Origin of the sequence: Actinoplanes ianthinogenes (assembly GCF_018324205.1) — a bacterium.
Classification (GTDB): domain Bacteria; phylum Actinomycetota; class Actinomycetes; order Mycobacteriales; family Micromonosporaceae; genus Actinoplanes; species Actinoplanes ianthinogenes.
The window spans coordinates 2,700,955-2,723,926 of sequence record NZ_AP023356.1 but is presented as its reverse complement, the minus strand read 5'-3'; the positions used below and the strand labels follow the sequence as shown (position 1 = coordinate 2,723,926).

The window sequence follows — 22,972 nt, the reverse complement described above, 5'->3', positions numbered from 1 at the left end:
TTACGGTCCCCACGACGGGCGCCGACCGCGTAACCTGCCCGGAGAAACGGGGAGGATCGATGTTCGCGCTCGTGCTCGGCGCGGTGCGGACCCGGACCGCACAGGTGCTGACGATTCTGGTGCTGGCCACCGTCGCGGCGGCCGTCGCGGTGGCCGGGCCGTGGTTCGCCTATGCGTCGGCGGACCGGTCCGCGGCCGCCGACCTCGCCGCGGCCGGCCCCGCCGAGCGGCTGCTCACCGCCCAGCGGGGGGTGAACACGCAGGGCAACCCGGCCGGCGCGCTGCAGACGTTCACCGGCCGGGTGCACGACGGGCTGCGGCTGCCGGTCGGCGAGCCGGTCACCGGCCTCAGCGCCTCGCTCAACCTGGTGCGTGGCGCCTCGACCACCCCGGTGCGCCTGGCGTTCCGGGACGGCGTCTGCGAGCACGTGCGCCTCGACGGCCGCTGTCCGTCGGCGCCGGGCGAGGCCGCGATCAGCGAGGAGTCGGCGCGCCGGCTCGGTGTCGGGCCGGGCGGCACGCTGGAGATGCAGACCTCGCTGGTCTCCGGCACGGTCCGGGTCCGGGTGGTGGCGCTCTACACCCGCCAGGACCCGGACGGGCCCTACTGGGCGAGCGAGCCGTTCCGCGCGGTCAACGGGATCGACCCGGTCTTCGTCCCGGTCACCGCGTTCCGGGCCAAGCCGCTGTGGACCACGACCAGTGTCTACGACGTGGTCCTGCCGGACGCCGTGATCCGCGGCGACCGGGCGCTCGCCGCCGAGCTGGCCGCCGCCGACGGCCGGCTGGGCATCGAGGAGATCCAGCTCAGCAGCAACACCCGCCGGCTGCTCGCCACCGTCGAGCAGGACCGGTCCACCGTGCTGCGCGGCGTGCTCACCTCCGGCGTGCAGCTGGTCGTGCTCACCTGGTTCGCGATCGGCCTGGCCGGGCGCTACACCTCCCGGGCCCGGCGCGCCGACGCCGCCCTGCTCAAGCTGCGCGGGGTGAGCCGGTCCGGGGTGCTGCGGCTGGCCTGGGGACAGCACCTGGTGCCGCTCGGGATCGGCGTGCTGCTCGGCGCCCCGATCGGCGTGCTGCTGGCCCGGTTCCTGATCGGCGGGGATCCCGGGGCCGGCGACCGGCCGGCCGTCCTGCTCTGGTCGGCGGTCGCGGCGGGCGCCGTGCTGATCGGCGGCCTGGTCGTCCTGGCCCTGGTCGAGGCGGTGGTGCTGGGCCGCCCGGTGGCGGCGCTGCTGCGCCCGGCGGCCGGCGGTGGCAACCCGTGGTGGTCCGCCCTGACCGACGCGCTGCTGCTCGCGGTCGCCGCGGCCGCGCTCTTCCAGGCGCGGTCCGGCGGGCCGGCGGTGGGTGTGGACGCGGCCGCGCCGGCCCTGGTCGCGCTGGCCGTCGGCCTGCTCGCGGCCCGGCTGCTGGGCCGGGTCGCCGCCCGCACCGGCCGGGCGGCGCTGCGCGGCGGCCGGCTGCGGCTCGGCCTGAGCGCCCTGCAACTGTCCCGCTCCGCCGGCGCGGAACGCCTGTTCGCCCTGGTCGTGGTCGGGGTGGCGCTGTTCCTGACGGCGGTCGGCGGCCAGTGGGCCGAGGGCGTGGCCCGCACCGAGCGCAGCACCGCCGACCTGGGCGCGGCCCGGGTCCTCACGGTGCCCGGCACCAACCGCACCGCGCTCGTCGAAGCGGTTCGGCGGGCCGACCCGGGCGGCCGGCAGGCGATGGCCGCGGTGGTCAGCCAGGACAGTGCCGTGCGGGTCCTGGAGGTGGACACCACCCGGCTCGCCGCGATCGCCGCCTGGCGTCCGGACTACGGCCCGATCGGCGCGCTGCCGCTGGCCACCGCCACGGCGAACCAACCGGAGCTGCCGCCGGTCACCGGTGACCGGCTGAGCCTGCGGTTCCGGCGGGACGGGCCGCAGCCGGTCGCGCTCACCCTGACCCTCCAGCACGAGACCACCGGCGCGCCGGTCACCGTCACGTTCGGGGTGCTCGACGCCGGCGAGCACACCGTGGACGCGGCCGTCGACGGCTGCGCCGCGGCGCCCGGCTGCCGGATCGTCAACTGGTCGCTGACCTCGGCGCCGGACCAGCTCGGCCGCACCCGGCCGCCGCCGTCCGGCGCCGCTGTCACGGTGCGGGAGCTGCGCCAGGACGCGGCCGAGCCGGTCGTGCTGGACGGGTCGACGCTCGGCGACATCACCCGCTGGCGGCCCGGGACCGTCGGGTCGGCGCTGGACGTGGCCGCCGCCGACGGCGCGCTGCGGCTGATCACCGACGAGAACAGCGGCCGCCAGCAGCACGTCGGTGCCGAGGTGTGGGCGGCCGGGACCAACGGGCCGCTGCCGGTGCTGCTGGCCGGGGCGCTGCCCGAGGCGTGGCGGTACTCCGACGCGCTGCTGGAGTCGTACGGGGAACCGGCGCCGGTCCAGGTGACCGCGACCGTCCCGGCGCTCCCGGTGGTCGGGCGGTCCGGGGTGATGGTCGACCTGGACGCCACCCGCCGGCTGGCCGCGGTCGCCGACCCGGGCGGGCAGTTCCAGGTCTGGCTGGCGCCCGATGCCCGGCCCGGGATCGTCGACGCGCTCACCGCGGCCGGCCTCACGATCGGCACCGACACCACCGCCGGGCAGCTCGCCGAGCGCCTGCGCGGGCAGGGCCCGGCCGCCGTGGTCCGGTTCGCCCTGCTGGCCGGGGCCGCGGCGGTGCTGCTGGCCGCCGCGACCGTCGCGGTCGGCATCGCCGCCGAGCGGCGCTCGCTCGCCGACCAGCTGGCCGCGCTGCGCCGGCAGGGCCTGCCCGCCCGGGTCGCGATCGGGGCGGGTTACTCCGGGCCGGCCGCGCTGATCCTGGCCGGCGTCGTGATCGGGGTGCTGGCCGCGATCGTCAGCGTGGCGACGACCGGCACCCCGGTGCCCGCCTTCACCGACGGCTGGCGGGTGCTGGCCACCCCGTTGCCGCTGGCGCCCGGCGTGGTGACACTGGGCGCGCTCGCCGCCCTGATCCTGTTCGGCCTGGTGGGCTGGCTCGCGCTGCGGCCCCTGATCCGGGGGTTGCGCCGATGATGAGCCTGGTCCTGGCGATGGTCTGGCACCGCCGTGGCCAGGCGGTCACGCTCGCCCTGCTGTCGCTGCTGGCGGTCGCCTCCGCGGTGGCGGCCCCGGCTTACCTCATCGCCGCCGACCGCGCGGTGGCGGCCGGGCAGGTCGCCACCGCCTCCACCGGCGAGCTGACGCTGACCGTCCGCGGCGTGCAGGACTCGATGATCGGCGGGTCGGACAACGATTTCGCCGACCTCGGCGGCACCCTGATCGCGCTGCCCGGGTTCCGGTATTTCTACTCCGCCGAGACCCCGGCCGTCGGGCTGGAGAAAACCGATCGGTACCCGACCCGCCTGGTCTTCCGGCAGGACGTCTGCGCCCACGTCACGATCGTGACCGGGCGTTGCCTGTTCGGCGAGAGCGACGTGCTGCTCGGCGAGCGGACCGCGGAGCGGCTCGGCCTGGTCCCGGGCGACGACATCACGCTCTCCGGTGCCGCGCCGGACGGCTCGGTCGGCGTTCCGCGGTTCGTGCCGGTGGGCAGGCCCAAGACGCTGGTCGTCGCCGGGACCTATCGGGCGACCGAGCCCGGCGAGACGTACTGGGGGCGGCACGGCTACTTCGTCAGCGGCGCCGACGTCGGCTCCGGCGAGCCGGTCTTCACCACCTCGATGACCATGCCGGCCACCGACCGGACGCGGACCGAGCTGGCCATCGACGGGGTGGCCGCGCCGGGCGTGCTCGACGTGGATCGGATCGACCGGCTGCGCGCCGAGCTGCGCCGGCTGGACCAGTCCGCCGCCGAGCTGGACGAGACGCTCCAGATCGACACCGACATCCCGCGGCTGCTGGACCGGATCGACCAGGGCCGGGCCGCGTCCGGGCTGCTGGTCCCGGTGCTGGCCGTGCCGCTGGTGCTGCTCGCCTGCTTCAGCATCTACCTGACCGTCGGCTACGGCGCGGACGGCCGGCAGAGCGAGCTGGCCGTGGTCGCGCTGCGCGGCGCCCGGTGGTGGTCGCGCTGGTGGCTGGCCGCGGGGGAGAGCCTGGTCGCGGTGCTGGCCGGGGCGCTGGCCGGCTGCCTCGCCGGGCAGCTGCTGATCAACGTGGTGGCCGCCGTCCGGTTCCCCGGCGTGGGCCAGGCCGCCGACTGGTCGTCGCTGCGTTACGCCCCGCTCGCCGCCCTGATCGCGCTGCTCGCCGCGGTCGCCGCCCAGCGCCGCCAGCTCACCCGCCCGGTCGCCGGGCTGCTGCGCCGGATCCCGGCGCCGGGCTCCGGCCGGGTGCCGTTCGGCGAGGCGGTGCTGCTGGTCCTGGCCGTGGTGACCGGCGTCCAGCTGGTCCTGTCGGACGGCTCGCTGACCGGGGTCGGCCTGTTCGCGCCCGCGCTCATCCTGCTCACCCTGGCCCTGCTGCTGTCCCGGCTGCTGCTTCCGGTGCTCGGCCGGTTCGCCGCCCGGGCGCTGCGCCGCGGCCGGCTCGGCCCGGCCCTGGCCGGCCTCCAGCTCACCCGCCGGCCCGGCGCGTCCCGGCTGTTCGCGCTGCTGGTGGCGGCCGCCGCGGTGGCCGGTTACGCGGCCTGCGCGGTGGACACCGGGACGCTCGGGCGGGACACCCAGGCCCGGCTCGGCGCGGGCGCGTCCCGGGTGCTCACCGTGCAGCCGGTCTCCGGGCGGCAGTTGCTCGCCGCGGTGCGGGCCGCCGACCCGGACGGGCACTGGGCGATGGCGGTCACCCAGCTCTCCAGCGGCACCGATCACCCGGTGTCCGGGCTCGCGGTGGACAGCCAGGCGCTGGCCGCGGTGGCGACCTGGCCGCAGGACGCGCCGCAGGCCGCCACGGTGGCCGGTCGGCTCCGGCCGGTCGCGGTGGAGCCGACCGTGGTCGACGGTCCGGAGCTCGCCGTCGACGTCACCAGCAGCAGCAACCGGCTCCAGCTCAGCGCCAGCGTCTCCTCGCTGGACGGCGAGGCGACGATCGACCTGGGCCGGCTGCGGGTGGGCCGGGCGACGTACCGGGAGCGGCCGGTGGTCTGCCGGGCGGGCTGCCGGATCAACGGGCTCCAGGTCAGCGGGAGCGGGGCGGCCCAGGTCAAGGCGCGCTTGACGATCCACTCGCTCGGCGACCGATGGCTGATGTCCGGGACGAGCACGACGAGCACGGCGACCACCGGGCCGGACGGCGTCACGATCGAGGTCGACGTCTCGCCGTCCTATGCGGAGGTGGCCCGGTTGCGGCCCGCCGGGGTGCCGGATCCGCTGCCCGTCGCGTACGCCGGAGCCGCTCCCGAGGCGATCAAAGGCCTGGCCGACGACACCCTGCGCGTCGACCCGGTGACCGCCCTGCCGGCCGTGCCGCAGCTGGGCCGCCAGGCTTACCTCGTCGATCTGGGGTATGCGGGACTCCTCGCCTCCGGCACCAAACGCGCCCAGGTCGCGCAGGTGTGGCTGAGCCCGGCCGCGCCGGCCGACGCGGTGGCGCGGCTGACCGCGCAGGGGCTGACCGTCGCCGACGACACCGGGACGGCGGCGGTCCGGGCCCGGCTCGACCGCCAGGGACCGGCGCTGTCCCTGGGGTTCTACGTGCTGGCGGCGGCCCTGGCGACGCTGCTCGGGGTGGGCGCACTGGTGCTGACCGTGGCGGTGGACCGCGGCCGGCGGACCGAGGACCTGGTGGCGATGCGGATCCAGGGGTTGCGGCGGGGCCCGGCCGGGCAGGCGACATTCTGGACCTATCCGGTGCTGGTCACGGCCGCGGTCGTGGCGGGCATGCTGGTCGGGCTGGCCGGGTGGCGGCTGACCGGGTGGGCGTTGCCGCTCGCCGGGGTGGATCCGCCGGATCTGCCGTTGCCGGCTCAGCCCCGGTGGGGTGTCCTGTTCGGGTGGACCGGTGCGATCCTGCTGCCCTATCTGCTGGCCGCGGTGGCGGGCGGTCGCGACCTGCGCAAGCGGGTGGGCTGAGGGCCGTTGCGGGCGCGGGCGCGATCTTCGCAAACGGGTCTGCCGAGGGCTAGCGCATCGCGGAAAGTTGCGCCAGGGCCGAAAGACTCTGGATTCCTTTGATCCATCGGGCGGCTCGGATCCGTTCTCGTGCTTGAGGACGCTGTGCGAGGGCTGTGAGGAGGTTCGTGTGGCCGCCACCGAACGGAGATGGATCGGGCTGGTCGTCGGGGTCATGGCAATGGTGCTGCTTCAGCCCCAGGCCGCCCAGGCGACCGAGCCGGGTGTGCCGGATCCGCCGAACCAACTGATCACCGACACCGGGGAGGGCGCCGTCTCGGCCGCCGACCGGGACTTCGTGGTGAAGGTCCGGCTGGCCGGCCTGTGGGAGATCCCGGCCGGTCAGATGGCGCAGGAGAAGTCCAAGGACCCGCGGATCCAGCAGATCGGCAAGGACATCGCGGCCCAGCACGTGGTGCTGGACAAGCTGGACCGGGCGGCCGCCAAGAAGCTCGGCATCACCCTGCCCAACGCGCCGAACGCGGACCAGCAGGGCTGGCTCGGCGAGATGCGTGACGCCGAGGGCACCGACTTCGACCAGATCTACATCGACCGGCTGCGGGCCGCGCACGGCAAGATCTTCCCGGCGATCGCGACGATCCGGGCCAGCACCCGCAACGACACCGTGCGCAAGCTGGCGCAGCGGGCCAACCAGTTCGTGATGACCCACATGACGCTGCTGGAGAGCAGCAACATCGTCGACTTCGCCGCGCTGCCGACCGCACCGCCGCCGGCGGCCGCCACGACCGCCGCGGCTCCGCCCGCGGCGGCGCTCGCCTCGGCCGACTCGAACCAGCCGGCGGGCGGCCTGAGCTCGCCGGTGGTGATCGTCGTGGTGCTCGCCAGCTTCGGCGCCGCCATCCTGATCACCCGCAAGATGTGGCCGGGCCAGCCCCGACGGCGCCGCTACTACTGACCCGTCGAAGCCCACCCGGGCTGGCCCTGACGGCCCTGTCGCGTGTGCGGGTAGGGCCATCAAGGCCAGCCCGGTTTGCTCGGCTGGTGCTGGTGGCCCTGTCGGGTGTGCGGGTAGGGCCGTCAGGGCCAGCCCGGTTTGCTCGGCTGGTGCTGGTGGCCCTGTCGCGTGCGCGGATAGGGCCATCAAGGCCAGCCCGGTTTGCTCGGCTGGTCCTGATGGCCCTGTCGCGTGTGCGGGTAGGGCCGTCAGGGCCAGCCCGGTTTGGTCGGCTGGTGCTGGTGGCCCTGTCGGGTGTGCGGATAGGGCCATCAGGACCAGCCGGGGGTTCGCGCTGGGCGGGACGGCGGGTCAGGCGGCTTCGGTGCCGCCGGGGACCAGGGTGACCTCGCCGTCCACGTGCTGGACGGTGAACAGGGTGCCGGGCGGATAGGAACCCAGCACCTCCGGCGGGAGCTGGACCGTGCCGTCGCCGGCGACCACCGCGAAGTCCTGGCCGTCGCGGCCCTCCGCGCCGACCCGGCCGTCGCGGATCGTCACCGCGCGGCCCAGGCGGGCGCCGACCTCGTTGTCGTGGGTCACCACCACGATCGTGGTCTCCCGTTCCTGGTTCACCGTTTCGAGTGCATCCAGGACCTCGTCGCGGCCCGCGGTGTCCAGGCGGCTGGTCGGCTCATCGACCAGCAGCAGTCCCGGGCCGGTGGCGATGCCGACCGCCAGGGCGGCGCGCTGGCGGCCGCCCGGGGTGAGATCGGCCAGCTTGCGGCGGCCCTGACCGGGCAGGCCGACCAGGTCGAGGATGCGGTCGGGATCGTCGAGCTTGATGCCGCGGGTGTGCGCGGCGCGCCGCTGGGCCAGCCAGATGTTGCGGTGCAACGTGGCATAGGGCAGCAGGTTACGGGCGGCGCCCTGGAGGACCACGCCGATCTCGGTGCCGCGCAACCGGGAGATCTCCGCGTCGGACAGCTTGCCCATGTCGTAGGTACCCACGTTGATCCGGCCGGCGGACGGGCGCATCAGGCCCGCCAGCAGCGCGATCAATGTGGACTTGCCGGACCCGGAGGGCCCGACCAGGGCGAGTGTCTCGCCCGGTGCGATGGAGAGGTCCACCCCGGCCAGGGCCACCACGTCCCCCGCCTCGGCGCGGTAGATGTGCACCACCCGCCGGCACGCGACCGCCAGTCCGTTCATGAGAGCACGCTAACGGTGCCGGACCGTCCCTGACGACCCCGTAACCGGGGCACCTAGCATGTGCGCGTGCGCGACATCGCCGTCTTCACCGGATCTGCCCATCCTGAACTGGCCGCGGAGATCTGCGAGCATCTCGCGGTCCCGCTGATGCCGACCAAGATCTCCCGGTTCGCCAACGACTGCATCGAGGTGCAGTTGCAGGGGAACTGCCGGGAGCGGGACGTGTTCCTGATCCAGCCGCTCGTCCCTCCGACCCAGGAGCACCTCGCCGAGTTGCTCTTCATGCTCGACGCCGCCCGGGGCGCGTCGGCCGGCCGGATCACCGTGGTCCTGCCGCACTACGCCTACGCCCGGTCCGACAAGAAGGACGCCCCGCGTATCTCGATCGGTGGCCGTCTGGTCGCCGACCTGCTGACCACCGCCGGCGCCGACCGGGTGCTGGCGATGACCCTGCACTCGCCGCAGGTGCACGGGTTCTTCAGCATCCCGGTCGACCACCTGCACGCGCTGCGCGAGCTGGCCCACCACTTCCGGGGCTACGACCTGAGCAACACCGTCGTGGTCTCGCCGGACCTGGGTAACGCCAAGGAGGCCGCGGCGTTCGCCCGGCTGCTCGGCATCGAGGTGGCGGCCGGCGCCAAGCAGCGGTTCGCCGACGACAAGGTGGTGATCAACTCGATCATCGGTGAGGTCGCCGACCGGGACGTGATCGTGCTGGACGACGAGATCGCCAAGGGCAGCACGGTGTTCGAGCTGCTCGACCGGCTGCGCGAGCGGAACGTGCGCAGCGTCCGGGTGGCCTGTACGCACGGCCTGTTCACCAACGACGCGGTCCAGCGGCTGGCCGCCGAGAAGGAGATCGAGGAGATCGTCTGCACCAACACGGTGCCGATCCCGGCCGCCAAGCGGCACGAGAAGCTGACCGTGATCTCGGTGGCGTCGGCGCTGGCCGAGGCGATGCGCCGGATACACAACGGTGAGTCGGTGAGCGCTCTCTTCCACTAGATTCGGCGAACACCCCGCACGCCCGTCACTTAACACGAAAAATGTGCACATGGGTGTCATGGCTTACCCCCTCCGGTACGCGCTCGCCGACCTTGCCCTCGCGCTCAGCCGCGCCGCGGCAGACCCGGCCGAGGTGCGATCCACCGCCGCCCGTGCCGCCGCCGACATGATCGGTGACGGCGCGGGCGTCCAACTGCTGCGCGACGACGGCGAGTACGAGCCGATCTCGTACCACCACGTCGAGGACGACCGGTCCGCCCCGCTGGCCCGGGTGCTGGACCGGGCCGGCCAGGCGCCGGACGACGAGTACTCCACCACGCTCGCCGCCAGCCGCCGCCCGATCGTGCTGGCCGGGGACTCGGCCGCGGCGCTGGCCACGCCGGAGCACGGCATCACGGCGGCGGTGCTCAGCCCGGTGATCGTGGACAACACGTACGCCGGTTACCTGATCCTGACCCGGCACACGCCGGACGCGTTCTACTCCACCCCCGAGGTCGAGCTGGCCCGGGACATCGCCGGCGAGCTGTCCCTCGCGGTGTCCAGCGCCCGGGCCCAGGAGCGGCTGCGCGCCGCCGAGGAGCGGTACCGCCGGGTGCTGGAGACCATCCCGGAGGGCGTGCTCCAGCTCGACCCGGACGGGGTGGCGACCTATGCGAACGAGCCGATCGGCGTGGTCCTCGGCATGCCCCGCAGCGAGCTGATCGGGGTGTCCCTGCGCGGCTTCCTGGACAACGTGGGCCAGAAGGAGCTGGACCGCCGGATCGCCGAGTGCAAGCAGGGCCGGTCCACGGTCGGCGCCGGGCGGCTGATGCGCGCCGACGGGTCGCGCCGCAGCGTGCGGATGAGCATGATGCCGGTCCGCGACGACCACGGCGACTTCGGCGGCGTGCTCTGCATGATCACCGACACCACCGACCACATCGACGCCCGCGGCCTCAAGCGGCAGCTCGACCACCTGCGCCGGCTGGACAGCCTGGGCCAGCTGATCGGCGGCCTGTCGCACGACTTCAACAACCTGATGACGGTGGTGGCCGGCTCGGCCGACATGATCCTCACGCAGAGCGAGGAGGGCACCCAGCAGCACCAGCTCGCCAAGGACATCCTCGACGCGGTCTCCACCGGGCGCACGCTCACCCACCAGCTGCTGGCGTTCGGCCGCAGCGAGGGGAACCGGCCCGAGGTCATCCCGATCCCGGACCTGCTGACCGACGTGCAGTCGCTGTTCAGCCGGACGCTGGGCGAGCGGATCGGCCTCGACCTCACCTTCAACCCGGACGTCTGGCCGGTCAAGGCCGAACGCGGCCCGCTCGAACAGGCGCTGGTCAACCTGGCCGCGAACGCCCGGGACGCGATGCTGCACGGCGGCATGCTGCGGGTGGCCGCCACCAACGAGGTGGTCGAGCCGGGCCAGCTGGCCGAGGGCGCGCCGACCGGCAAGCTGGTGCACCTGGTGGTCACCGACACCGGCACCGGCATGGACGAGGAGATCCGCAAGCGGGCGCTGGAGCCGTTCTTCACCACCCGGCCCACCGCGGCCGGTCTCGGCCTGGCCACCACCGCCGGCATCGTGCAGAACCTGGGCGGGCACATCGAGCTGGAGTCGCAGCCGCGGATGGGCACCACGGTGCACATCTACCTGCCGGCCGCCGAGGAGCGGCCGCAGCCGGCCGGCGAGCGCAAGGACAAGTCCGCGGTGATCGGCCGGGTGCTGATCGTCGAGGACCAGCCGGACGTGGCGCAGCTGGTGCAGCGGCTGATCGCGCCGGCCGGTTACGAGATCGCGGTGGCCACCGACGCGCTGATGGCGGTCACCCAGGTGGCCGCCGGCACCCGCCCGGACCTGCTGATCACCGACGTGGTGATGCCGACCATGACCGGGCCGGAGCTGGCCAGCGCGCTGCGCACCCACCAGCCGGACCTGCCGGTGCTGTACATGTCCGGGTACACCGCGGCGTCGCTCGGGCCGCAGCTGCACCTCGACGAGAACAGCATGCTGCTGGAGAAACCCTTCACCCGGAGCACGCTGCTGGGCGCGATCCGCTCGTTGTGCGGACCCCAGCCCACCCACGACTAGAGCGGTTTCCGGTACGGCTGGAGCGCTCCGGCCGTACCGAAAACCGGTTGTGATCGTGAACGTGAGGCGGCCGTGTGCCGCCTCGCGTGTCGTAACGGGGAACGAATCCTGCGGGAATCCGTGACGGCGGGCGGCGCAGTCCGCCCGGACCGTGCGAATCTGCGGCCGGAGACTTGCCAGTTCTTCCGGACAAAACGCAGTATTCCGGGGCACTGCCGTCAGGTGGAAGGAATCCCGGACTTGATGCAGGATGCCACGGACAGCGTGGGACTCACCGGACGTTCTGTCGGAAACTCGTATCGGTTGGTCAAACCGATCGGACAGGGCGCGACCGGCACCGTCTGGCAGGGTGTGGACAGCGCCACCGAGGAGCCGGTCGCGGTCAAGCTGCTGCACGAGAGCCTGCTGCGCCAGCCCCGGCTGGTCACCCGGTTCGTGCAGGAGCGGACCATCCTGCTGATGCTGCGGCACCGCAACGTGGTGCGGGTCCGCGACCTGTTCAGCGTGGGCGAGACGCTCGGCCTGGTGATGGACCTGGTGGCCGGCGGCAGCCTGCGCGACCACCTGGAACGGGTCCGGACCATGCCGCCGGCCGAGGCGGCCCGGCTCGCCGCCCAGGTGGCCGACGCCCTGGCCGAGGCGCACGAGCTGGGCATCATCCACCGGGACCTGAAACCGGACAACATCCTGCTGCTGGAGCAGGACGGGCGGCTGGAGACCCGGCTCACCGACTTCGGCATCGCCCGGATCCTCAACGTGCCGAGCATGACCACTCCGAACGCGGTGGTCGGCACGCCGCACTACATGGCGCCGGAGGCGTTCCACGGCGTCACGCCCAGTCCGGCCACCGACGTGTACGCCCTCGGCGTGCTGCTCTACGAGCTGGTCTCCGGGCAGCCGCCGTACCTCAGCGACTCGGTGCCGGAGCTGATGCGCCTGCACGCCGAGGGCCGCCCGCACCGCCGCCGGGGGATCCCCGACGAGCTGTGGCGGGTGATCCGCAGCTGCCTGCACGCCAAGCCCCGGCAGCGGCCGGCCGCCACCGCGCTGGTCCGCGATCTGCGCCTGCTGGCCCGCAAGCTCTCCGGCGTCCCGGCGCTGCCACCGCCCCCGCCGCCCCGCCTGCCGCCGGCCGACCCGGACGACATGGCGGTGGACCCGCCCGAGTTGCGGCAGGGGATCCGGATGCCCGGGCGGCACGCGGTCCCGCCGCCCCGCAACGCCGTGCCGGGGCACCGATGGCTGCGGTCCAGCGCCGTGCTCGCCGGGGTGTTGCTGGCCACCGCCACCGTCGTGTGGCGCGGTGGCGGCGAGCCACGCGTCCAGCCGCAGGTCGCCGCCCTGCCCAGCGGGTCGCAGCACGTGGCGACCCGCGTCGCCTCGCCGTCACCGTCGCCGGCGCGGACGCGGAAGAAGGCGGCTTCGAAGCGGACGTCGCGCCCGCACCGGACCAGGTCGCCGGAGCCGGAGGTGTACGGACCGTGGGAGTGCGCCCAGGGCTTCGTCATCGACCTGTCCACCCGCAGCCCGCTCGTCCCGCGACCGTGTCACTCGGTCGGGCGGGACGTGCGGTTCCAGGCCTCGCTGACCGCGCCGGCCGGGGGGACGGCGGACATCGAGGTGACGCTGCGGGACGTGGACACCGGGCGTACCGTGGCCGGACCGACCACCTGCGCGGGGCTCACGTTCACCCGGGGCGCGATGACCAAGGAGTGCGGGCCGGCCGGCGCGGCGCCGCGGCGGGGACGGAGTTACACGGTGGTGATGGCGTACCGGTACGAGCGCGACGGCCAGTCGTCGAGCAACACCGCCCGGGGCCGAATCTTCACCTGGTGACGTCAGGGCCCGTCTCGTGGATCCCGCGGGGCTGCGGCGTGGCCCAGGCGGCGCCTGACGGCGTCCGCGGGAAGGCCGCATACAACACCGGTATGCGACCTTCCCGCGGCCGACGCCAGCCACCACCTGGACCTCGCCTCGCTCCCCCGGGATCCACGAGACGGGCCCTGGCCCACTAAGATCCATCGATACCACGGGAGGGGGCTACCCGTCATGAGCTTCGACCTGTACGTCTGGCACGAGCCGGAGTCGATCACGCCCGCGATCGCGGAGACCAAGCTGCGGCGCTGGCACGAGGAGGAACCCGGGGTCCTGCGGCCGCACCCCGCGGTCCTGGCCATGCACGCGGACCTGCTGGAGCGCTTCCCGCCCGATTCCGGGGCGTGGAGCAGCGTGCCGGCGCCGTCCGACCTGGTGCTGCACCTGACCGTCGACTGGTCCCGGGCGGGTGAGGTGGGCGCGGCGGTGGTCGCGCTGGCCCGCCAGCACGGCCTGGTCTGTTACGAGCCGCAGTCACACCTGCTCAACCCGAACGCGCCCGGCCACGCCGCCGGGTTCACGCTGACCTCGGCCACCGGCCCGGACATCCCGGACCCGACCCCGGACCGGATCGAGCGGGTGATGAGCCGGCTCGGCGTGGACAACCACTTCGCGATCCTGGAACGGGCCGACGGTTGGTTCGTGCAGGTGGGTTACGGTCCGGCGGCGGGTGCCGCGCCGGGGGAGTATGCCCTGGAGTATCGGGAGGGCGGGCCGGAGCACCACTTCCGCGCCGAGACCAGCGACCGGACGGAGGCGGAGCGGTTGCTGACCGAGTTCCTCGCCGGTGACGAGTCGTGGCGGCAGCGGCACGTCTGGCGCCCCCTGTTCGGCTGACCCGGCCCCGTTCAGCGGTTGCGGACGACCTCGGCCAGCATCCGGACGAACTCGGGGTCGTCCTCCGGCCCGACCGGAGCGTTCCGCGCCGCCGGGATCGCGACCCGCCCGCTGCTCGCCCGCCCGGCCCGGAACCAGGCGATCGCCCCCGCCACCGGGCAGCAGATCACCAGCAGCAGCCAGGCGCCGCGCGGGAAGTGCTGCACCCGGGACCGCTCGGTCGCCAGACAGTCGATCACCGCCACCACGACCAGCGCGACGGTGACGAGAAAGAGCAGCGTGTTCACTCGGGCCATGCCCAGGGATCCTGCCGCCGGCGAGCAGCCGTCCGGGTCGCGCCCGGGTGCGCTCGCGTTGCCGCGGCGGGCGATGCCCGCCGCGGCGTGGTCGAGCGTCAGGCGGCGCTGGTCAGGGCCGGTAGGTAGCCGTACGTGTACCCGCTGCTGTTCGGGTGGTACGAGTTCTGCGGCGGGATGATCGTCAGGCCGTTCAGGTACGGCTTCGAGGCGCACACGCCGTGCCCCGCGAAGTTGTCCCGCACGTCGGAGTAGGTGAACCCGGCCGCCGCCACCCGCGACTTGATCATGTCGTCGAGGGCCTGGGCGCCGCTGTTCAGGGCCTTCCGCTTGGTGGCGCTCATCTCGCAGAACGCCGCCGCGGTGTCGAAGATGTTCGGGTACGACAGCACCACCACCTTGGCCCCCGGCGCCTTGGCCCGGATCGCGTGGTAGGCGGCGTCGAGCTTGCCGGGCAGCGTGTTCGCGACGTAGGTCTTGCCCGCGTTCACCTTGGCGATGCACGTGGCGTCGCTGCTGGTCAGGCAGGTCAGCACGGTCGGCGCGAACCCGGCGTCGTTACCGCCGATGGTGATGCTGACCAGGTCGGCGCCGCTCTGCATGGCCGGCACCTGGGTGTTCACGACGTCGTCGGTGACCGCGCCGCTGCACGCCAGGAACTGGAAGGACGTCGGGCTGTTCTTCGCGGCCCACTGCGCCGCGTAGCTGTACTTGCTACGCAGGCAGCTACCACTCTGCCCGGGCGCGCCGACCCCGGACGAATACGAGTCGCCGAGGGCGACGTAGTCGACGCCGGCCGCCTGGGCGGGCGAGGCGGCGACGGTGAGCGCGAGGACGGATGAGGAGACGAGACAGGCGAGGACGGTAGCCCTACTCATCGATGGCCTCCGATATCCACGAGGGGATTCTGGGGCCGAAGCGCTTCGGTTACCGCACAGTAAGTCAAGGTCTTGAGAAATGGAATCCGGTGACTTTCCTGTTACAGGGTAGTAACATGCATCGATGTGACCTGGAGTTATGGCTCCGGGTGATGTTACATGAGCAGATCGTCACGGGCTTTCAACGGCTGCGAAGCCGCCCTTCAGCGTGTCCCCAGAAAACCGGGCTACGGTCGCTGGCATGGAAGAGAACCGGGCCCGCCGGGTCGTCGACCGGCTGCGCGAGCGCAACGTCTTCGCCCATCTGAAACTCCCGCACGCCGGTTTGACGCAATATGGCATTCGCGTCGTCCTCCCCGACGGCCGCGAGGCGATCTGGGACAACGACGGCACCGCCGGCCTCGAGGCCCAGGTCATGCGCGACGGCATCCTGGTCGGGTTCGTCCCGTCCATCCCCGGCTCCGACGGCTTCGGCGACGCCGAGATCATCGACGCCATCGCCACCGCGGACTACGACCGCCCGATCGGCCGCTCCACACCCACCCCGGGCCGCCGCCCCACACCGCCTCCGCCGCCGCCGTCCCTCGCCCAGCGCTTGCGCACCACTTTCAAGAGCTGACCTTTGGGGTACGCGGTGAGCGCCCCGCCCGGCGAAAGGTAGGGTCTGCCCCACCCCGGTTCGCGGGCTCGCCATGTTCTCCGGGGACCGCGCCTCGACCAGGCTCGATGGCATGCGGAACAGCCCAGCAGTCGAGCTGATCGACGTCACCAAGAGTTACCCCGGCGTGCGCGCCCTGGCCGGTGTCTCGGCCTCTTTCCCGGCCGGCACCTTCACCGCCGTGATGGGCCCGTCCGGCTCCGGCAAGTCCACCTTCCTGCACTGCGCGGCCGGCCTCGACCGCCCCGACGCCGGCCGGGTGCTGCTCGGCGGCCGGGACATCGCCGCCCTGCGCGAGCCCAGGCTCACCGAGGCCCGCCGCCGTGTCGCCGGCTTCGTCTTCCAGTCCTACAACCTGCTCGACTCGCTCTCCGTCTGGCACAACGTGCTGCTGCCGCAGCGCCTCGCCGGGGTCCGCCCGGACCGGTCCTGGGCCCGCGAGGTGCTGCACCGGGTCGGCCTGTCCGGTCGGGAGGACGCCCGCCCGGCCCAGCTCTCCGGCGGCCAGCGGCAGCGGGTCGCGCTGGCCCGTGCGCTGGCCGGCCGTCCCGAGGTGATCTTCGCGGACGAGCCGACCGGCGCCCTGGACCTGACCGCCGGCCACGAGGTGCTCGGCCTGCTCCGCGAGGCCGTCGACGACCTGGGCGCCACCATCGTCATGGTCACTCACGACCCGGCCGCCGCGGCCCACGCCGACCGAGTCGTCTTCCTGGCCGACGGCCACATCGTCGCCGAACTCGCCCACCCCACCGCCGACTCGGTAGCCGCCCGGATGACGGCGGTCAGCACTCACCGCGGCCCGGCCCCGTCGGCCTCGGGCGCGACCCGGCACGGCTCGGTCCCGTTGGCGGCGGCCGGTGGCCGCCGCGGCCCGGGGTCGTCGGGCTCGGGCGCGACCCGGCACGGCTCGGTCCCGTTGGCGGAGGCCGGTGGCCGCCGCGGCCCGGGGTCGTCGGCCGCGACCCGGCACGGCTCGGTCCCGTTGGCGGAGGCTGGTGACCGGCACGGCCCGGGGGCGCCGGCCTCGGGCGGCGTCCGCGGTGGCATGACCGGCGCGGCGGAGGTGGACGCGTGATGATCCGGCTCGCTCTGGGAACCCTGCGCCAGCACCGCGGTGCCTACCTCGGCACCTTCCTGGCCGCGCTGCTGGCCATCGCCCTGCTGGCCGGCGGCGGGCTGTTGCTGTTCTCCGTGCTGACCGCGAAGCCGCCCGCCGACCGCTTCGCCGCGGTTCCGCTGGTCGTCTCGGGCCCGCGTGAGGTCAGTCTGGAGACGGTCAGCACCAAGTCCAAGAAGGAGGGCAAGACCAAGGTCAAGCGCAAGGTGAAGACCGAGCGGCTGGGCGGCGCGCCGCCGCTGCCCGCCGGACTTGCCGATCGGATCCGGTCGGTGCCCGGCGTGGGCGCGGTGATCGCGGACTACGCCTTCCCCACCCGGGTCGAGCGTCTGCCCGGCACACCGATCGGGCACGGCTGGTCGTCGGCCGCGCTGACTCCCTATGGGCTGCGGTCCGGGCAGGCCCCGGGCGCCGGGCAGATGGTGCTGGACGCCGAGCTGGCGGGCACCGGCGGTGTGCGCCTCGGCGACGAACTGCGCGTCACCACCCGCACCGGTGTGCGCACCTTCCGGGTCAGCGGGATCGCCGCGCCGCCCGCCCGCGACGCGCTGCCCGCCCAAGGCGCGATCTTCCTGGCCGACACCGAGGTCGCCGCGGTCTCGGGACTCTCCGGCCCGACCGCGCTCGGCATCCGCCCGGCGGCCGGCACCGACCCGGCCACCCTGCAAGACCGGCTCGTCGAGATGACACGCCGGGGCGAGGCGACCGACCGGGCCGGCGGAGCCGACGGGGTTGGTGCCGAGCAGGCGGCGGGAGTTGGCGGTGCTGATCGGGCTGGGGGAGCCGACGGGGTTGGTGCCGAGCAAGCGGCGGGAGTTGGCGGTGCTGGCCGGGCCGGCGGAGCCGACGGGGTCGGCGTCCGGGAAGCGGCGGGAGCCGATCGGGCCGGGGGAGTCGGCGGGATCGTGGTGCTGAGCGGGGACGAGCGGGTTCGGGGGGATCTGCCCGGGGCGCTGCCGGACTACATCGGGCCGATCTCGATCTTCGGGTTCGTCATCGGGATCACCGCGTTCGCCGCGGTCTTCGTGCTGACCGGCACGGTGACGCTGAGCGTCCGGCAGCGGCTGCGGGAGCTGGCCCTGCTGCGGACCGCCGGCGCGACCCCGGGGCAGCTGCGCCGCCTGCTGGGGCGCGAGGCGGTGGTGCTGGCCGTTCTGGCGGGACTGCCCGCGGCCCCGCTCGGCGTGGTGTTCGCCCACGCGGTTTCCGCCCGGTTCCAAGCCATCGGCGCTGTTCCGGAGCAGTTCGTCGTACGGGAAAATGTCTTGATCTTGATCCTGGCGATCGTCGGGGGAGTGCTGGTGACCTATGTCGCGGCGCGGCTCGCCGGGCGCCGGGCGGTGCGGATCGCGCCGACCCAGGCGCTGACCGAGACCGCGACCGCGCCGACCGGCGGACGGGTCGTCCGGCTCGTCGCCGCGCTGGTCAGCACGGCCGGGGCGGTCGGGCTGCTGACGTTCGTGCCACTGGACGGGCCGCTCGGCATGGGCATGAGCTTCATCTCCTCGGCGCTGCTGCTGTGTGCCGTGGCCGCCCTCGGGCCGATGCTGGTCCGGCCGCTGACCGCGCTGGTGAGCCGTCCGTTCGGGCTGGCCGGGCGGATCGGCCGGGCCGAGTACCGGCGGGTTGCCGCGGTCGCCGTCCCGCTCGTGCTGATGTTCGCGCTGAACGCGACCATGCTGCTGAACGGCAAGCTGCTGGAACGGCTGGCCGCCGGGCAGCAGCAGGACCGGTTCGCCGTGGCGGACGCCCAGGTCACCGTCCCGGGCGGGATGCCGCTGGCCGAGGCCGAGCGGATCGCCGGGCAAGCCGGGGTCACCGGCGCGGCGGCGCTGCTGCCGACCCGGGTGATCGTCGCCCAGGGAGGCAAGCCGGAGGACCACCCGGCCCAGGGTCTGCTGACCACCGGCACCGATGCCGCGATCGACCTGGGCGTCGTCTCCGGCGCCGCGGCGAACGGCCTCTCCGCGAGTGCGTACCTGGCCCGGCAGTACCACTGGCGCCTCGGCGACCACATCGAACTGTGGCTCGCCGACGGTCACCGCACCACCCTGCCGCTCACCATGATCTACAGCCGGAACCGGGGCTTCGGCGACCTCGTGCTGCCCGCCGCCCTGGTCGCCGCGCACGACCCGAAGGGCCTGGTCAGCACGGTGAGCCTACGGGGCGCCGGGCAGCTCGCCGCGGGTGCCGCGCAGCCGGTGAGGGCGGGCGACGCGGCCAACCAGCAGGGTGCCTGGGAGTTGATGGTGGTCATCTCGCTGGGCTTCACCGCGATCGCCGTGGTCAACACGTTCGCGATCGCGACGGCCGGGCGGCGCCGGGAGTTCGCCGACCTGCGCCTGGCCGGTGCCACAGCCGGGCAGTTGCACCGCCTGGCCGCGGCAGAGGCCCTGCTCACCGTGCTGGTCGGGCTGCTGCTGGGCGCGACGGTCAGCGGGATCGTGGTGGGCGCGTTCAGTCTCGCCCAGGACGGTGTGCCCCGGTTGATCGTCGACGGCGGTACCTATGCGGCGATGGCCGGTGGAGTGGCCGCGCTGGGACTGGTCGCCGGAGTGCTGCCGGCCCGCCTGCTGCTGCGGCGCCGGGCCCTGGCCGTCTGAGATGCCTTCGCCGTTTAGGATTCCATCGATGATCAAGCGAACCGCCCGGGCACTGGCGTACCTGGTGACCGGGCCGGTCGCGGGCCTCGCCGGTTTCCTGTGGAGCGTGGTGGCCGGGGTGCTGGTCACGGTGCTGGCGGTGACCCAGCTCGGTGGCCCGGTCTTCCTGGGCGCGGCCTGGGTCACCCGGCGATTGGCGGCGGTCGAGCGGCGCCGGGCGGGCTGGGTGCTCGGCGCGCCGATCGCGTCGCCCTATGTGCCGGTCGGCGGCAGTCCGCGGGAGCGGGTCGGTGCAGTCGCCGGGCAGCCGGCGACGTGGCGTGACCTGGCCTGGCTGTTCGTGCTGCTGCCGGTGGGCGTGGTCACCGGGGTGGCCGGGCTGGTGATCGCGGTGGTCGACCTGGCCTCGATTGCGGCGCCCGCCTGGGCCTGGGCGGTGCCCAACCCGAACGCTCCGTTCCCGATGAAACAGCTGCTCACCACGGTTCCGGGTCGCTTCGGGCTGACGGTCGCCGGGCTCGCGCTGCTGCCGGTGGCGGCCTGGCTGCTGCGGACCATCGCGGCCGGGCCGGCGCGGCTGGCGGCGGCGTTGCTCGGGCCGGGGGAGCACCGGCGGCTGGTCGAGCGGGCCGCCCGCCTGGCCGAGACGCGGCGCCGGGTGGTCGACGCCCAGGCCGCGGAGCTGCGGCGGATCGAGCGGGACCTGCACGACGGTGCGCAGGCCCGGATCGTGGCGGCGGGGATGACGCTGGCTCTGGCCTCCCGCAAACTCCGCGCCGCCGCCTCTTCAGCCGCCGCCTCTTCAGCCTCCGCCGGCTCGGCTCTCGCTTCCGTCGGTGCCGGCCCCGCTGAGATCAACATTTCCGACTTTCCCGAAATCGCCCGGCAGGCATCGGCCGACCTGCACGACTCGGCCGCGACTTCCGCCCGCACTGCGCGGCCGGGCGTGGGCGGTGGGCAGCTCGGGGCGCGGGCGGGTGTGGGCGGTGGGCAGCTCGGGGCGCGGGCGGGTGTGGGCGGTGGGCAGTCCGGGGCGCGGGCGGGTGTGGGCGGTGGGCAGTCCGGGGCGCGGGCGGGTGTGGGCGGTGGGCAGCTCGGGGCGCGGGCGGGCGTGGGCGATGGGCAGTCCGGGGCGCGGCCGGGCGTGGCCGGGTCGCAGCTCGACGCGCGGGCGGACGTCGAGCTGGCTCGGCGGCAGCTCGACGAGGCGCTCGCCGAGCTGCGCCGGTTGGTCCGGGGCATTCATCCGCCGATCCTCACCGACCGTGGGCTGCATGCCGCGCTGGCGGCGCTCGCCGGGGACAGCCCGTTTCCGGTCGGGTTGCACGGTGACCCGGACGCTCGATATCCGGCGGCGGTCGAGTCGGCTGCCTACTTCGTGGTCGCGGAAGGTCTGACCAACGCGGCCAAGCACGCCGGCGCGACCAGAGGCACCATCACCCTGGACCGGGTCGCCGACCTGGTCCGGGTCACCGTCACCGACGACGGCCGCGGTGGTGCCGACCCGGACGGCGCCGGCCTGCTCGGCCTCCGTCGCCGGGTCGAGGCGCTCGACGGCACGCTGACCGTCAGCAGCCCGCCCGGCGGTCCGACCGTCCTTCGCGCGGAGTTGCCGTGCACGTCCTGACCAGTCCGCTCGGCGGGTTCGCCATCCGGAGAGCGGAGTTGCCGTGCGTATCGTGATCGCCGAGGACCTGGTGCTGCTCCGGGAAGGCATGGTCCGGCTGCTGACCGAAACCGGTCATGATGTCGTGGCCGCGGTCGGCACCGCCGCTGCCCTCCTCGACGCCGTCGACGAGCATCGGCCGGACCTCTCGGTGATCGACGTCCGGCTGCCTCCGGGGTTCCGGGACGAGGGTCTGCGCGCCGCTCTCCGGATCCGCGCCGCCGACCCGGACGCCAAGGTCTTGATCGTCTCGCAGTACGTTGAGCGCGCCTATGCCGCTGACCTGCTGGCGGACGGCCGCGGCGGCGTAGGTTACCTGCTCAAGGACCGGGTGACCGCCCTCGACGACTTCCTGGACGCGGTCGATCGAGTGGCCGCCGGGGGCACCGCGATGGATCCGGAAGTGGTGCGCCAGCTCTTCGCCCGGAGCCGTGACCACGGCCTCGACGCGCTGACCGCCCGCGAACGGGAAGTCCTCGGCCTGATGGCCCAAGGCCTGTCGAATTCAGCCATCTGCGCGGCCCTGGTGCTGGCACCGGTCTCCGTCGAGAAGCACATCACCAACATCTTCGCGAAGCTCGACCTCCCGCCGGCCGCCGACGCCCACCGCCGGGTCCGGGCCGTTCTCACCTACCTCAACGCCGCCTGAGCCGGCACCGCACCGCCTCCTCGCCGTCGGCTCGCGGTCAGGGGGGCCGCGTGCCAGGCCAGGGATCCGCCGCTCACGGTCCGCGATGAGGGGTCTGGTATCAGCGGGGTCAGGCGGAGTCGCGCCAGACGATGGGGGTGGGTAGCAGCTGGCCGGCGGGGGCGGGCTGATCGCCGTTGAGCTGGCGCAGGATCAGCTGGGCCGCGACCGCGCCGATCTCCTTCGCCGGCTGGTGGACCGTGGACAGCTGGGGCTGGGTGCGGACCGCCCACGTGCTGTCGTCGAAACCGACCAGCCCGACGTCGCCGGGGACGGTGCGGCCGGCTTCGCGGAGCGCTTCGAGGGCGCCGGCCGCGATCGCGTCGGAGGAGGCGAAGACGCCGTCGACGGCCGGGTCGCGGTCGAGCAGCAGGCGCATGCCCTTGACGCCGGAGCCGTAGTCGTAGTGCGGCACCTCGGCGACCAGGTCCGGGACGAAGGCGGCGCCGAGCGCCTCGCGGAAGCCGGCCAGGCGGTCGATGCCGGAGTCCCGGTCGAGCGCCGCCGCGATCATGCCGATCCGGCGGCGGCCGGTGGCGGCCAGGCGCGCGGTGATGTCCCGGGCCGAGCCCACGTTGTCGATCCCGACATACGGAATGGTCTGCTCCAGGTCGGGAGGGTGCCCGACGAACGCGGCCGGGAGCCGCAGGTCGCTGATCACCTTGATGATCGGGTCGTGGGTGCGGGCCGAGACGACGATCGCGCCGTCGACGAAGCCGCCGCTCAGGTAGCGCCCGACCCGCTCCATGTCGCGGGCCGACTCGACCACCAGGCTGACCATCTGGTGGTCGGCGAGGGAGAGGGCGGCGTTGGCGCCCAGCATGATCGCCCCGATGTTCGGGTCGTCGAGGAAGAGGGAGTGCGGCTCCAGGGCGACGAAGCCGACGGCCTGGGAGCGGCGCATCTTGAGGGTGCGGGCCGCCGTGTTCGGCACGTAGCCGACCTCGAGGATGGCGGCCTCGATCGCGGCGCGGGCCTCGGCGGAGACATATCCACCGTTGAGGACGCGGCTGACGGTGCCCCGGGACACGCCCGCGGCGGCCGCGATGTCGTGCACCGTGGCGCGTTTGCGGGACTGGGGCATGCGATCACGATAGCGCCGCGGACGCTATTGACCTCGCGTCGACCCGGTCCTACTGT

The 22,972-nt window shown here is 73.9% G+C and carries 15 protein-coding genes and 1 pseudogene; 12 read left to right on the top strand and 4 right to left on the bottom strand.

The window, feature by feature from the left end:
- The first annotated feature begins 59 nt into the window (after positions 1-59).
- The 3 genes from Aiant_RS12545 (at position 60) to Aiant_RS12535 (ending at position 6,944) form a co-directional block, all read left to right on the top strand.
- Positions 60-3,053, top strand: a complete 2,994-nt coding sequence (locus tag Aiant_RS12545) for an ABC transporter permease (RefSeq protein ID WP_189335348.1) — start codon at positions 60-62, stop codon at positions 3,051-3,053.
- Positions 3,050-5,989, top strand: coding sequence for an FtsX-like permease family protein (locus Aiant_RS46495; protein ID WP_189335347.1), 2,940 nt, complete (start codon positions 3,050-3,052; stop codon positions 5,987-5,989). The genes Aiant_RS12545 and Aiant_RS46495 overlap by 4 nt, the downstream gene beginning before the upstream one ends.
- 169 nt (positions 5,990-6,158) lie before the next feature.
- Positions 6,159-6,944, top strand: coding sequence for a DUF4142 domain-containing protein (locus tag Aiant_RS12535; RefSeq protein ID WP_306415852.1), 786 nt, complete (start codon positions 6,159-6,161; stop codon positions 6,942-6,944).
- A gap of 351 nt (positions 6,945-7,295) precedes the next feature.
- On the opposite strand, the gene Aiant_RS12530 is transcribed toward Aiant_RS12535, so the two are convergent.
- Entirely contained in the window at positions 7,296-8,135 is an 840-nt protein-coding gene (locus Aiant_RS12530; protein WP_189335346.1) for an ABC transporter ATP-binding protein, read from the bottom strand.
- Positions 8,136-8,201: 66 nt separating this feature from the next.
- Here Aiant_RS12530 and Aiant_RS12525 point away from each other — a divergent pair, with 66 nt between their 5' ends.
- From Aiant_RS12525 to Aiant_RS12510, 4 genes are all read left to right on the top strand, one after another.
- The gene (locus tag Aiant_RS12525; protein ID WP_189335345.1) at positions 8,202-9,140 is read left to right on the top strand and encodes a ribose-phosphate diphosphokinase; all 939 of its coding nucleotides are present in this window, start codon (positions 8,202-8,204) and stop codon (positions 9,138-9,140) included.
- A gap of 58 nt (positions 9,141-9,198) precedes the next feature.
- Positions 9,199-11,214, top strand: a complete 2,016-nt coding sequence (locus Aiant_RS12520) for a hybrid sensor histidine kinase/response regulator (protein WP_229831184.1) — start codon at positions 9,199-9,201, stop codon at positions 11,212-11,214.
- A gap of 303 nt (positions 11,215-11,517) precedes the next feature.
- The gene (locus Aiant_RS12515; RefSeq protein WP_229831182.1) at positions 11,518-13,050 is read left to right on the top strand and encodes a serine/threonine-protein kinase; all 1,533 of its coding nucleotides are present in this window, start codon (positions 11,518-11,520) and stop codon (positions 13,048-13,050) included.
- Positions 13,051-13,263: 213 nt separating this feature from the next.
- Positions 13,264-13,926 carry a hypothetical protein gene (locus Aiant_RS12510; protein WP_189335342.1) on the top strand — a complete coding sequence of 221 codons (663 nt, stop codon included), beginning with the start codon at positions 13,264-13,266 and terminating at the stop codon, positions 13,924-13,926.
- An 11-nt stretch (positions 13,927-13,937) separates the two neighbouring features.
- On the opposite strand, the gene Aiant_RS12505 is transcribed toward Aiant_RS12510, so the two are convergent.
- On the bottom strand, positions 13,938-14,222 hold the full coding sequence (locus Aiant_RS12505) for a PLD nuclease N-terminal domain-containing protein (protein ID WP_189335341.1): 285 nt from the start codon (positions 14,220-14,222) through the stop codon (positions 13,938-13,940).
- A 98-nt stretch (positions 14,223-14,320) separates the two neighbouring features.
- The gene (locus Aiant_RS12500; RefSeq protein WP_189335340.1) at positions 14,321-15,100 is read right to left on the bottom strand and encodes an SGNH/GDSL hydrolase family protein; all 780 of its coding nucleotides are present in this window, start codon (positions 15,098-15,100) and stop codon (positions 14,321-14,323) included.
- A gap of 241 nt (positions 15,101-15,341) precedes the next feature.
- On the opposite strand from Aiant_RS12500, the gene Aiant_RS12495 reads away from it, so the two are divergent.
- The 5 genes and pseudogenes from Aiant_RS12495 (at position 15,342) to Aiant_RS12470 (ending at position 21,793) form a co-directional block, all read left to right on the top strand.
- A complete protein-coding gene (locus Aiant_RS12495; RefSeq protein ID WP_189335339.1) occupies positions 15,342-15,719 on the top strand; it encodes a hypothetical protein in 378 nt (125 codons plus the stop codon).
- 112 nt (positions 15,720-15,831) lie between these two features.
- Positions 15,832-16,563: pseudogene (locus Aiant_RS12490) on the top strand (ABC transporter ATP-binding protein); the annotation flags it as partial.
- A gap of 269 nt (positions 16,564-16,832) precedes the next feature.
- Entirely contained in the window at positions 16,833-19,478 is a 2,646-nt protein-coding gene (locus Aiant_RS12485; RefSeq protein WP_189335338.1) for an ABC transporter permease, read from the top strand.
- 28 nt (positions 19,479-19,506) lie between these two features.
- Complete coding sequence (locus tag Aiant_RS45640) at positions 19,507-21,105, top strand: sensor histidine kinase (protein ID WP_189335337.1); 1,599 nt, start codon at positions 19,507-19,509, stop codon at positions 21,103-21,105.
- Between the two features lie 43 nt (positions 21,106-21,148).
- Positions 21,149-21,793, top strand: coding sequence for a response regulator transcription factor (locus Aiant_RS12470; protein WP_189335336.1), 645 nt, complete (start codon positions 21,149-21,151; stop codon positions 21,791-21,793).
- A 109-nt stretch (positions 21,794-21,902) separates the two neighbouring features.
- Here Aiant_RS12470 and Aiant_RS12465 read toward each other — a convergent pair whose 3' ends face one another.
- Positions 21,903-22,916 carry a LacI family DNA-binding transcriptional regulator gene (locus Aiant_RS12465; protein ID WP_189335335.1) on the bottom strand — a complete coding sequence of 338 codons (1,014 nt, stop codon included), beginning with the start codon at positions 22,914-22,916 and terminating at the stop codon, positions 21,903-21,905.
- Positions 22,917-22,972: the final 56 nt, after the last annotated feature.

What these genes read in the sequence shown, in the direction of transcription:
- Aiant_RS12485 (WP_189335338.1), top strand. Translation starts at nt 16,833, where the DNA reads ATGATCCGGCTCGCTCTGGGAACCCTGCGCCAGCACCGCGGTGCCTAC.
- Aiant_RS46495 (WP_189335347.1), top strand. Translation starts at nt 3,050, where the DNA reads ATGATGAGCCTGGTCCTGGCGATGGTCTGGCACCGCCGTGGCCAGGCG.
- Aiant_RS12530 (WP_189335346.1), bottom strand. Translation starts at nt 8,135, where the DNA reads ATGAACGGACTGGCGGTCGCGTGCCGGCGGGTGGTGCACATCTACCGC.
- Aiant_RS12465 (WP_189335335.1), bottom strand. Translation starts at nt 22,916, where the DNA reads ATGCCCCAGTCCCGCAAACGCGCCACGGTGCACGACATCGCGGCCGCC.
- Aiant_RS12545 (WP_189335348.1), top strand. Translation starts at nt 60, where the DNA reads ATGTTCGCGCTCGTGCTCGGCGCGGTGCGGACCCGGACCGCACAGGTG.
- Aiant_RS12505 (WP_189335341.1), bottom strand. Translation starts at nt 14,222, where the DNA reads ATGGCCCGAGTGAACACGCTGCTCTTTCTCGTCACCGTCGCGCTGGTC.
- Aiant_RS12520 (WP_229831184.1), top strand. Translation starts at nt 9,199, where the DNA reads ATGGCTTACCCCCTCCGGTACGCGCTCGCCGACCTTGCCCTCGCGCTC.
- Aiant_RS12510 (WP_189335342.1), top strand. Translation starts at nt 13,264, where the DNA reads ATGAGCTTCGACCTGTACGTCTGGCACGAGCCGGAGTCGATCACGCCC.
- Aiant_RS12500 (WP_189335340.1), bottom strand. Translation starts at nt 15,100, where the DNA reads ATGAGTAGGGCTACCGTCCTCGCCTGTCTCGTCTCCTCATCCGTCCTC.
- Aiant_RS12495 (WP_189335339.1), top strand. Translation starts at nt 15,342, where the DNA reads ATGGAAGAGAACCGGGCCCGCCGGGTCGTCGACCGGCTGCGCGAGCGC.
- Aiant_RS45640 (WP_189335337.1), top strand. Translation starts at nt 19,507, where the DNA reads ATGATCAAGCGAACCGCCCGGGCACTGGCGTACCTGGTGACCGGGCCG.